Raw genomic sequence first — 11,121 nt, forward strand, 5'->3', positions numbered from 1 at the left:
CCTCCAGCGCCCCTCGCCCGACGCGTTCAACGAGGCGCGCTCGATGGAGCAGGTGCTCCCGATCGCGAAGCAGTTCGTCGCCGGCGCTGACGGCGGCAACACCGATGATACTGGCAGTGGTGACGGTGGAGCGGACGACGGCGAAACGGACGGCAGCGGCAACCTCTCGATCGCCGCACTCCAGGCCGACGCGGGCGGCAACGACATCGCGAACCTGACCGACGAGTTCGTGACCTACGGGAACACCGGCGACGCCTCGCTCGACCTCTCGGGCTGGACGGTGACGGACTCCTCGGGAACGACGTACACCTTCTCGGATGGCACGACACTCGCCCCGGGCGAGGAGATCACGCTGTACACCGGCAGCGGCACCGACACCGACACCGAACGCTACTGGGGGCAGGCGAACGAGGTCTGGGAGAACGGCGCGGACACCATGACCGTCAGGGACGCGAGCGACGAGATCGTCCTCCAGCGGTCGTACCCGTAGCGTTTTCTTGTCGGAAACCACGACGAAACGATCGAGACGAAGATGAACAAGATCAATAGCCGGTGCGACTGATGGCACACTCACGACACGATGTCCGATAGCGACGACAGTAGCGAGCGCGATCGTGGTGACTTCGTCTTCGGGAACGACGAGGCCGCCAACAGCAACAGTGGGTTGAGCAGTGGCGATCGATCGGGCAGTAGCGACGGAGTGGGCAGCGACGAGGAGCTGGACACGCGACGGATCGCCGCCGTACTGTTGCTCTCGCTCGCCATCATCGTCCTCGCTGTCGTCGTCGTTCAGCCGCTCGTGACCGGGGTGGCAACGAACCTCTTCGGGGCCGACTCGCCGTCTGAGCCGGGGAACGTGACGAACGCGACGACCGCTGGTGAACCGATCGGTTCGGCCGACACGACCGCTGGAACGACCGGCGATGATCGACCGAGCGCTGCAACGACCGCGGCAGTGACGTCCGGTCAGTCACCGACAGCGGCCTCGTCGGCGACGACAACACCTGGAGAAGCGACCACAGCGTCGGCCACGACGCAAACGGTGGCGCAGGCAGACGAGAACACGACAGCCAGCGAGAACGCGACTGCCACTTCGAGCGATGGATCGCCGGTGATCGAGGGGTTCACCGTCACCGATCGCTCGGCCGACGGGAACGCCAGCTTCGACGTCGCGTGGAACGTCTCCGATCCCAACTCCGACCTCGTGGACCTCGAGGTGACGATCGTCGCCGATCCCGACGGCGAGGCTCGTACGGTCGCCAGCCGTCGGTTCGATGCGGGTGGGGCGAGCACCGCCGGCAGCGAAACGTTTGGGGTGGAGGGAGGCAGCGGTGACGTCTACGAAGTCCGGATGGAGGTCATCGACGGGGCCGGAAACAGCGTCTTCACACTCACGCGAGAGGTCGCCGACGGCGATCCCGACGGCTGAACGCTATCCGAAAGCACGCTCCGATCGACCGCTCGAACGACGCCGCACTCACAGCTCGTCGTAGATCGTCCGGAGGCGCGCGCCATCGTGCGCCCAGTTGTACCGGCGTTCGACCGCCCGCCGACCGTTCTCCCCGCACTCCTCTGCGGTCTCGGGATCCGTGAGATCATCGAGGGCCGCACCCATCGCTTCGCCGTCGCTGGCGGGTGCGACGCGGCCGCTTTCGGTCCGCGTGACGATCCGTGCGAGCGGCGCGACGTCGCTCGTCACCACCGGCACTCCCATCGCCATGTACTGGAAGAGCTTGTGCGGGACGGTGGTCTCGGTGTGTGGCGTCGCAGCGTGCGGGACGGCACAGACGTCGCTCGCGGCGATGTAGTCGGGCACGTCGTCGAAGTCGACCCAGCCCGTGAGCGTCAGTCGATCACCGATGCCGAGCGAGCGTGCGAGCCGTTCGAGGCCCGCGACGTAGTTGTCGTTGCCCTTCCCGACGAACACCAACTGCACGTCCGAGTGGGTTTCGGCGAGATGGGCGACCCCCTCGATCAGGGTGTCGAGGCCGCGGTGTTCGGTGAAGTTCCCGACGTACGAAACCACGAACGATTCCTCGGGATCGAACCCGAGGCCGGTCGGGGGTTCGGTCGCATCGGGATCGAACGCGTCGAGATCGACGGTGTTCGAGACGATCTTCACCCGTTCGGGATCCGCATCGCAGTCCCGGAGGTAGTGCGCGCGCGCCTCCTCACACACCGTGATCGTGCGCTCGGCGTTCCGGACGGCGTGGCGTTCGAGGCGTTTGAGTCGGGTCGGCGAGAGGAAGAGTCGCTGAACCAGGTCCTCGGGATCGCGCGCGATCTCGCGCCAGCCGCGCATCCGGTGTATCTGACGGACTGCCTCGGGGTAGTTCTCGTGGAGATCGGCCACCACGGGAACGTCGTGATCGTCGCCTACCGTGAGCGCGGTCTTTACCAGTGGAAGGTCGTGGACATGGATCGCGTCGATCGACCCGCCAGGGAAGTCGTCGCTCACGAGTTCCTCGATCTCCCGCTGCCAGACGGGATGGACGTTGGTCGCGACGTACCGTGCGCCGTCGACGATCCCGCGGAGGCCGGCGAACAGTTCGTCGACGGGCAGTCGCTGGACGTCGATCCCGTCGATCCGCTCGAAGGTTGGCTCGGCCGGCCCGCCGCGACAGACGAGCGTGATCTCGTGGCCGGCCGCGCGGAGCGTGGCAGCCTCCTTTTCGACCCGGACGTCCGGCGGGAACCGCTCCGGGAGGAGCATACAGATGTGCATGATCAGACGGAAGACGGCGAGGCGGGTGGTCGATGACTCGTCATGCGAGGATTTCCCGACGATCGGTCTTCGCTCTTGTGGTCGGCTGCGATTCTTACTGTGAGGGGACTCCGGCTCTCGCCAGTGCAGCCCTTTGCCGCGTCGCAACGACGCCGCTTATCACGAGCGACGGACTGGGAGGGGACAATGACGCTCGTCAGCGCCGTCCTGCCGACGTACAACCGCGCGGAGTACGTCACCGGAGCCGTCGACACAGTGCTGGAGCAGACCCACGACGAGATCGAGGTCGTCGTGGTGAACGACGGCTCGACGGACGACACGGCGGCGAAGCTCGACACCTACGCCGACGACGACCGAGTGCGCGTCCGCCACAACGACGAGAACCGCGGCATCTCGGTCAGCATGAACCGGGCGGCTGCGGTGGCCGACGGCGAGTTCATCTGCGTACTCAACGACGACGATCGCTGGCACGAGGAGAAAGTCGAGAAGCAGCTGGCCGCCTTCGCGGAGCTCGGCGAGGAGTACGGCGTGGTCTACACCGGCGGGGTCGTCCGCCAGGGCGAGAACATCGTCCGGGTCTATCGACCGGATCGTGAGGGTGACATCTACCCCGACGTGATCGCCCGCTTCGGCCTCCACCCACATTCGAGCCACATGCTCCGCGCGGAGTGTTTCGATCTCGGCGGGTTCGATCTCGACTTTCCTCGCGGCGTGGACTGGGATCACTGCATCCGGCTCGCGAAGGAGTACGAGTTCGCGGCCGTCGACGAACGCCTCGTCGAGCGTATCTTCCACACCGACAACATCTCACAGCAGCTCACCCACGGCATCGAGGTCAACAACCTGATCTGGAAAAAGTACCGCGACGAGATCGAACAGTATCCCGGGATCGAGCGCCGGCTCCGTGAGAAGCAGTGCCGCGCCAGGGCGAGAGTTGCACTCGAACGCGGCCAGCGCCGACGGGCGTTCGGCTACGCGCGCCGTGCGATGGAGTACGAACCCGCCGCCGAGAGCGTGTTCATCATGGCCTTTTCCGTGCTCGGTCAGCGGGCGCTCGCGGGAGCGCGCCGCGCCCGCGACGCCGCGATGAACTGGCGTGCGTCGCTGGCGGAGTAGTCTGAAAACGAGCGATCAGTTGGCTGACTACCGTGTCAACTGGTAGACACGCTGCATCGCGTCCATACCGGGTTGGCCGAACAGCGACGCTCCCAGCGGAACCGCCGTGCGGATCGACGGCGCGTGATAGCATGCCCGAGCGAACGACCGCACGGCCGCACCCGACCACCGACGGTCGCGGAGCTGCATCCGTCCCTCCAGCCGGTAGGTGTTGGCGAGCGCGTCCGCACGCACCCCGGGTGACGCTGCTCGATACAGGTCGTCGTACTCCCGGACGATCTCCAGTCGTCCACGGATCAGCCCCGGTGATTTCCCGCGAGAGTCGTCGATCAGGCCCCGACGAACCAGCGAGTCGTCGACGAATTCGAAGCTCGTCCGGCGCGCGAGATCGATCATCAGCCCGAGATCGTCGCCGCCGGGTCGATCCGGCAGCGGCAACACGCCGTCGAGCATCTCACGATCGATGAGCATCGTCGACGTCACGCAGGGCGACATCGCGAACGCGAGCGCGGATTCGAGTACGTCACCCCGCACAGTCGAGTCCGGCAGCACGGTACGGCCGTCCTCGTAGGTCATCCCACAGTACGCCACACCCGCCTCCGTCCCTTCGAGCAGGTCGACCTGGCGGGCGAGCTTGCCGGGCAGCAGCCGATCGTCGTCGTCGAGAAACTGGACGTACTCCCCGGTGGCGCGCTCCGCGCCCATCGTCCGCGCGGGGTTCGAACCACGGTTCCGATCGAGGTCGAGATACGTGACGTCGAACTCGGCGACGACCGGCTCGGCGTGGCCCTCGCCGGAGTCGTCGACCACGATGATCTCGGTCGGGTGGTCCTGCTCGGCGACGCTCTCGATCGTGCCACCGAGTCGGTCGTTGCGGTAGTACGTCGGGATCACGACCGAAACGAGCGGGACGTCCGGGGCGGCCGTCGCGGGCGCGTCGTCGGGCGAAGGCGGGCACATAGCCTGGACGAACGAAGGAACAGCTAAATGTACACCGGAAGGGAACTCGTCGGCAGTGACCCGCGACGCACATCTGAAACGGTGGGTGAACCAGCCACCGGCCAGCCCGCTCGTCGAAGCCCTTCGAACGGCCGAGCGACGGCGTGCGCTCGATCAGCTCGGCACGAACGATCGCGTGCTCGATCTCGCCTCCGAAGCCGGCGTCACGAGGGAACTCGACGCGGCGGTGACGCGGGTGGATTTCTCGCCCGACGCGAGCGAGTACGCCAGCCAGATCGTCGACGCCACGGAATTTCGGACTGTCGACCCCGAAGCACCCGCCCTCCCGTTCGACGCCGGGCACTTCGACGCTGCGGTGTCGATCGGCCCCTACGACTGGAAGTTCCTCGCGGTCGACGATCTCACCGACGAGATTCACCGGACGCTCGCGCCGGATGGCCGGTTCGTCTTCTCGGTCCCGACGCCGCGCTCGCCGTACGCCGTCGCCGACTGGAACACCAATCGGTACTACACACCCGACGAAGCGCTCTCGGTCATCTCGCCCGACTGGCGGCTCGTCGATCACGATCTCGTCTTCCAGTACCCCTACTACGCTCACATGGGGGTGAGCGCGCTTCCCGAGCGGTTCCAAGACTCTTTCGTCGATCTCGCCGAGCGCGCCAGCGACGAACTCACCGCACGCGATCGGTGGGACGGCGCGTCGTATCTCGTGCTCGCAGCCGAACCCCAGCAGTATCGATCCCGTCTCGACGACGCGCTCGACTGTCTGTTCCGCCCGGTCGCGGAGAACGGGTTCTGGGACGACGAGGACGGCAAAATCCTCCGCGCGCACGATTACGAGATCGTCGACGATGGGGAAGGGGAGCCGACGTTCTCGTGGACCCCGGACGACCGCGAACTGTGGCGCTACGCTCCCTTCGGACTGATGGGAACGATGCAGTGGCGGACATCGCCCCTCGCCACCGAGGCGTACGACGCGAAGATCGAGCGCGCGCTTTCGTACTTCGCCCGAAAAATCGATGACGGCACCTTCGACGAGATGCCGAGCTACGGGATCGGCCCGCTGACGTGTGCGTTCGCGCTCGCCGCCGACGTCTTCGACGACGATTACGAGCGGGTCGCCCGCCGGCTGTTCGAGCACGCGAACGATCGGTTCGACTTCACCCACGCCGAGGACAGCCTGCTGGCGTACGGCTGGTCGTATCTCTACGAACGCGATCCCGACCCCGAAATCCGTGACGCACTTTCCGACGCGCTCTGGACGATGAACGACCGTCTCACCCCCGAGGGACTGTTCGCGTTCGACAACCACACCACCCGCCGTCACCAGAACCAGATGTACGCCTGCTGGGGGTTCGCGCGTGCCGCCGAGGTCACGGGCCAGACGGGGTATCTCGACGGCGTCGAGCGCGTGCTCGATTACACCATCGACGAACGGATGCGCGACGACGGCGCGTTCATCTGGCAGGACGTCTCGCTGCCCCGCCGACTCCGGCGGGAGACCACCAAACGCCTCGGCTTCCGGCCGCCACACTGGGATTTCCTCTACGAGTGCCACCAGACGTTCTTCGTCAACGCGGTTGCCCAGTACTATCGCGCGGGCGGCGAGCGCGACTACGACCACGCGGTGCGGCGCGCGATGTCGTGGATCGACGGCGATAGCTCACGCGGCGATCTCGTCGAACTCGCCGGGATCGGCGTCCCGATGCGCTTTCTCACCGTCGACGACCGGCTCGACGTCGACGACCAGATGTACAAGGGCTCCTACGAGATCGGGTCGTACATCATGGCGCTGTCGAACCTCCTGTCCGGGCCGTTTTGAGCTCGTCGCCCGCCTCGCTGACCGCAGTCCAAGAGAGCGACTCGTAGATCGATGCGAGCCGCGAGGCGCCCCGCTCAGTATCGTACTGGCGCTCGACCGCTCGCCGGCCGTTCGCGCCGTGTGCGGCGGCTGTCGTGGAATCGGCAAGCGCGACGAGCGCCGCAGTCAGCGACTCCCGATCCCCGACGGGGATCACCCGACCGGCGTCCGCCTCGCCGACGACCCGCGATGCGGGCCCGATATCGGTCGTCACGATCGGCACGCCCGTCGCTAGCGCCCGGAACAGCGGCCTCGGAATCGATGTCTCGGCGACTGCCGACGGGTGGGTGGGGAACACACAGACGTCGCTCGCGACGACGTGTGCAGGCAATCGGTCCGGATCGGTCTCGGTGCGAAACGTGACCCGACCGCCCGCAAGCTCCCGTCGAGCCTGGGTTTCGAGAGCGTCCGTGGTTTCTCGATCGTGATCGCCAACGAGCACCAACTGAAGGTTCGCGACGTCGTCAGCCGCCCGCGCGGCCGCCGTGACGACCGCTTCGAGATCGGTGTCGAACGGCCCGTTCGCGAACGCGGTGACGACGAACGCGGCTTCGGGATCGAAGCCGAGACCGCGGTCGACGTGGCCATCGGTTTCGAAGGTATCCAACGCCGAGGTGGTGTCGTGGACGACCGACACGCGCTCGGGATCGATCCCCACCTCGCGGACGTAGCGTGCGCGCGCCTCCTCGCAAGTCGTCACGAGCCGATCGACGCCGCCGAGCGGCCCGGTTTCGAGCCGTCCCAGCCGCCACGGCGAGTGAAACAGCCGGCGAGCGAGTTTTCGGGGATCCTGGAGCCGATCGAGCCAGCCGTCGGTCCGATTGCGACGCTGTTCGAGCGCCGGCGCGTTTCCGGGGAGAGTGGCGACCACCGGCACGTCGTGGACGTCACCGACCCGCAATCCGGTCTTCACGAGCCGGAGATCGGTCACTCCACAGACGTCGATCGCCCGCTCGTCGGCGATCTCTTCGACCGCGCGCAGCCACGCGGGATGAATCACCTGAAGAGCGTACCGCAGGCCGTCGAGTTTCCCCTTTACTCCGGCGTACAGCGTCTCCTCGGGAAGTCGACGCACGTCGATCCCATCGATCGATTCGCGGTCGAGGTCGTGGGCTGCGCCACGACAGACGACGGTGACCGTGTGGCCCGCCTCGTGGAGCGCGACAGCGTGGCTCCGCGCCCGTTCGTTGGTCGAAAAGCGTCCGCCGAACAGTAGACAGACGTGCATCGGCGTCAGTCGCTCCCCTGTTCTGGTCGGGCTGGTGCGTGTGTTGCTCTAACTGGTGGACTGGCCATGCCTCACCCGTGTCGGCGGGTCGGCTTCGCTCTTGTGGTGGTGTGGGTTTCGAACGCCGCCGCGATGGTACGAAAGAGCGCGTGTCGTTCTACGGGCGGGACCGTTCAGCGACATCGAGGTGGCGGTCGTAGAGATACGACCAGCCGTACGCCAGCAGGCTGTCNGGTCATCGGCGTCGCGGGGCGCGACCAGAAGGCCGTTGTCCTCGCCGATGACTTCCGGAATTGCGCCCACGGTAGTCGACACGATGGCGTTGCCCGCGGCCATCGCTTCGAGCATCGCGATCGGGAGTCCCTCGGCGTAGGCCGGCAGCACGAAGATCGAGCCCGATCCGAGGAGCCGCTGTTTGCTCGCTTCCGAAATATAGCCGAGATACTCCACGTTGTCGTGGGTCGCCGCGAGCTCCTCGGCGTGGTTCGAGAGCGGCCCCTTGCCGGCGAGCGTCACCCGAAAGTCGAGTCCCCTGTCGGCGAGCGTCTCGATCGCGGTCGCGAGTTCGACGACGCCCTTCCGCGGGATCTGGTTCGAAACCGCCACCACGTGGGGGATATCTCCATCGAACGCGGGGGTGTAGTCGCCGGCGTCGACCGCATTCGGAATCACGGTGAGCTTCTCGCGGTCGGTATGCTCGCCGAGGGTGTCCTTCCAGTACTCCGAAAGCACCACGATCTCGTCGGCGGCGTCGAACACCAGCGACTGATACCACCGCACGGGCGCGAAGTCGGTCGAAACGAACACGTCGAACGACGAGCCGTGGATGTGGAGTATCACGGGTCGATCCCAGACGTACTTGCTAAACAGCACGTAGTAGCCCGCCCGATAGAACGAAAACCGATGTGAGGAGTGGACGTGGACGATGTCGGGCGGCGACCGCACGGTGTACGTCAGCGCGTTCCAGCAGATGACGAGGACCGAGTGGACGAACGCGAGGACGCCCTCCGTCGAGAACGCGCCGATCTTGTGGGCTCCGACGCGCAGCTTTCCCGCGAGGTGGCGGCGCTGTTCGCTGATGTACTGCCCGATCCCGCCCGGGCCGTGCCGGCCGACGATCAGGAGGTCAGTGTCACGCATCGGTCATTCCATGTAGCCGAGACCGCGGAGTCGGTCCTCGACGTCATCGAAGTCCGCGTCCGCCGCAGCCGTCGCGTCACGCCCAGCGGTGGCGTGTTCGGCCGTCTTCACCTCCCGCTGGGCGGTCGCCGAGTCGGGAGCGAAGATCTCGTCGAGGACGCGGCCGTCGACGTCCGCTGGCACCGCCTCGCCGACGCTGTGGAGCACCGTCGGCGCGACATCGAAGACATCCGCATCGGTCGGCGTGCTCCCCGGTTCGACGTCGGGCCCGGCAGCCAGGAGGATGCCTTCGGGTCGATGTTCGGCCGCGTGGACGCCGGGATCGGTGAACACTGCATCGGCGAGCGTCCCTTTGACGTGGTAGTTCTCGTGGCCCTCGACGACGAGATCCGGGGAATCGTCGTCGGTCGGGAACACGTCGTCGCCGTCGTAGACGTCGAGGACGCGCTCGCCGGTCTCGGGATCGGTGAGGTCCGAGAGGAGCGCTTCGAGCTCCGCTTTGACGGTATCGACTTCGCTCGGGGGGACGATCCCCTCGTCGAAGCGCTCGGTGTCGTTGACGTAGACGTTGCCGTACCCGTGGAAGAACGCCTTCGTCCGGCCGTACTCGACGTCGTAGAGCCCGTGGCCGCCGGGGATCTGTTCGGCGACCGCGTCGATAATGTCGTGGGGCAACCGATCCATGATGGTGCGCTCGTCGATCCCGAGGCGTTCGAGCGCGCCAAGCACCCGGTCTTTGGTCACGCCGAGCTGTGAGAGCGTGCCCCGCGCCGCGGTATCGTCTTTCGGCGCGAGATACCCCTCGCGTGCGAGCAGGCTGTTGACGTTGACGAGCTTCGAGACCGGGCCGAACCCGTGATCCGAGACCACGAACAGCGTCGCGTCGTTGGCGGCGGCGTACTCGCGCGCGTCGCCGATCACCGCATCGATCTGGCGGTAGTGATCGAGGAGGACCTCCTCGTCCCAGAGCAGGTGCTGGAGCCGGTCGGGGGCCGTGTAGGTGAAAAAGAACAGCCGCCAGTCGTCGGTCTCCATCAGCAAATGGAGTAGCTCGGTCCGCGCCGCAACGAGTCCGTCGAGATCGGCAGCGAACTCCGCGTCGGTCCCGTCGTAGTCGCGCCAGCTCAGCCCGATCTCGTAGTCGGGGATCCGCCGTTCGATCTCCGCAGCGAGTTCGGGCGGATGGGTGAACCCCTCCTCGCGTGAGGGCGTCATCATCCCGGTCACCATCTTGCCGTCGATCTCGCTCGCGGGGTAGGTCATTGGGGTGTTCGCGACGACCGCCGGCGAGAGGAGCTCCCACAGTGTCGGGCGATCGCAGTCCGCGCTGGTGTTGACCCGGTGGTGATAGTCCGAGCGGAGCCCGTGAAACGCGTAGATGCCGTGCTTGTCCGGGGCGACGCCGGTGGCGATCGACGGCCACGCGAGCGCGGTGTTCGCGGGTTTCGTGCTCTCGAGTTCGCCCGCAGCACCCTCGTCGATGAGCGCAGCGACGTTCGGGAGTTCGCCCGCGTCGGCCCACGCACGGAGCCGATCCCACGGCACGCCGTCGAGGCCGAGAACGAACGCCCGCTCAGGTGGCGCTGTCCCGGTCATGGCTGATACATACTGGTGGGGACTCCTCGCGTGATGGCCATTACCGTTTTCATTTGCGCACGGTCGCTCTCCGGCCGATAGTCGCGAACAGCAGCGGTGAGCCGCCCGAAAACGACGCTTAACCGCCCGCAGTTCTCGCGACGGTCGCGTTCGTCGTGTTCGATTCACTGCCGGCGATGAAGTAGAGGTCGAACTCGCCGTTCGACTGCACGAGATGAACGCCCGGTTGGGTGTCGAGCGTGCTGAGGTTCGCCTGGCTGTACCGGAGTCCACGATACACCTGACTCTCGCGATCCCGAGTCGCGTCGGTGAGCGCCAGATACCGTCCCTCTTCGGTCTGGCCGGCGATGTCGGAGATGTTGGCTTCGGGAATCCCGCGCCCGTTCTCCTGAATCGGGTTGTTCGTGACGCCCTCGACGCCGTGGCTGAACCGCCACGGCCCCGACCGGAGTCCGTACATCGCGACGCCCTCCGCCTGATGGTCGAAGGCGTACT

At 66.5% G+C, this 11,121-nt stretch carries 9 protein-coding genes and 1 pseudogene; 4 read left to right on the top strand and 6 right to left on the bottom strand.

The window, feature by feature from the left end; all coding sequences use genetic code 11:
* Together C450_RS14385 and C450_RS14390 are read left to right on the top strand one after the other, a co-directional pair.
* The coding region (locus C450_RS14385; RefSeq protein ID WP_005044601.1) for a lamin tail domain-containing protein at window positions 1-490 on the top strand (490 nt) is incomplete at its 5' end.
* Between the two features lie 90 nt (window positions 491-580).
* Window positions 581-1,429 (top strand): hypothetical protein, encoded by an 849-nt coding sequence (locus C450_RS14390; protein WP_005044603.1) that lies wholly within the window; start codon window positions 581-583, stop codon window positions 1,427-1,429.
* Window positions 1,430-1,477: 48 nt separating this feature from the next.
* Here the strand turns inward: C450_RS14390 and C450_RS14395 are convergent, their stop codons facing one another.
* Window positions 1,478-2,725: a glycosyltransferase family 4 protein gene (locus C450_RS14395; protein WP_005044604.1), complete on the bottom strand. Its 1,248-nt coding sequence runs from the start codon at window positions 2,723-2,725 to the stop codon at window positions 1,478-1,480.
* A 186-nt stretch (window positions 2,726-2,911) separates the two neighbouring features.
* On the opposite strand from C450_RS14395, the gene C450_RS14400 reads away from it, so the two are divergent.
* On the top strand, window positions 2,912-3,841 hold the full coding sequence (locus tag C450_RS14400) for a glycosyltransferase family 2 protein (RefSeq protein WP_005044605.1): 930 nt from the start codon (window positions 2,912-2,914) through the stop codon (window positions 3,839-3,841).
* Between the two features lie 27 nt (window positions 3,842-3,868).
* On the opposite strand, the gene C450_RS14405 is transcribed toward C450_RS14400, so the two are convergent.
* Window positions 3,869-4,801, bottom strand: a complete 933-nt coding sequence (locus C450_RS14405; protein ID WP_005044606.1) for a glycosyltransferase family 2 protein — start codon at window positions 4,799-4,801, stop codon at window positions 3,869-3,871.
* Between the two features lie 55 nt (window positions 4,802-4,856).
* Between C450_RS14405 and C450_RS14410 the strand changes: the two genes are divergently transcribed.
* Entirely contained in the window at window positions 4,857-6,623 is a 1,767-nt protein-coding gene (locus tag C450_RS14410; protein ID WP_005044607.1) for a class I SAM-dependent methyltransferase, read from the top strand.
* Here C450_RS14410 and C450_RS14415 read toward each other — a convergent pair.
* The 4 genes and pseudogenes from C450_RS14415 to C450_RS14430 form a co-directional block, all read right to left on the bottom strand.
* On the bottom strand, window positions 6,586-7,890 hold the full coding sequence (locus C450_RS14415) for a glycosyltransferase family 4 protein (protein ID WP_005044608.1): 1,305 nt from the start codon (window positions 7,888-7,890) through the stop codon (window positions 6,586-6,588). The two genes, C450_RS14410 and C450_RS14415, sit on opposite strands and share 38 nt — an antisense overlap.
* Before the next feature lie 48 nt (window positions 7,891-7,938).
* Entirely contained in the window at window positions 7,939-9,030 is a 1,092-nt protein-coding gene (locus tag C450_RS14420; protein ID WP_005044609.1) for a glycosyltransferase family 4 protein, read from the bottom strand.
* Between the two features lie 3 nt (window positions 9,031-9,033).
* Entirely contained in the window at window positions 9,034-10,626 is a 1,593-nt protein-coding gene (locus C450_RS14425; protein ID WP_005044610.1) for an alkaline phosphatase family protein, read from the bottom strand.
* Window positions 10,627-10,744: 118 nt separating this feature from the next.
* Window positions 10,745-11,121, bottom strand: a pseudogene (locus C450_RS14430) (hypothetical protein); the annotation flags it as partial.

Origin of the sequence: Halococcus salifodinae DSM 8989 (assembly GCF_000336935.1) — an archaeon.
GTDB classification, from domain to species: Archaea; Halobacteriota; Halobacteria; order Halobacteriales; family Halococcaceae; genus Halococcus; species Halococcus salifodinae.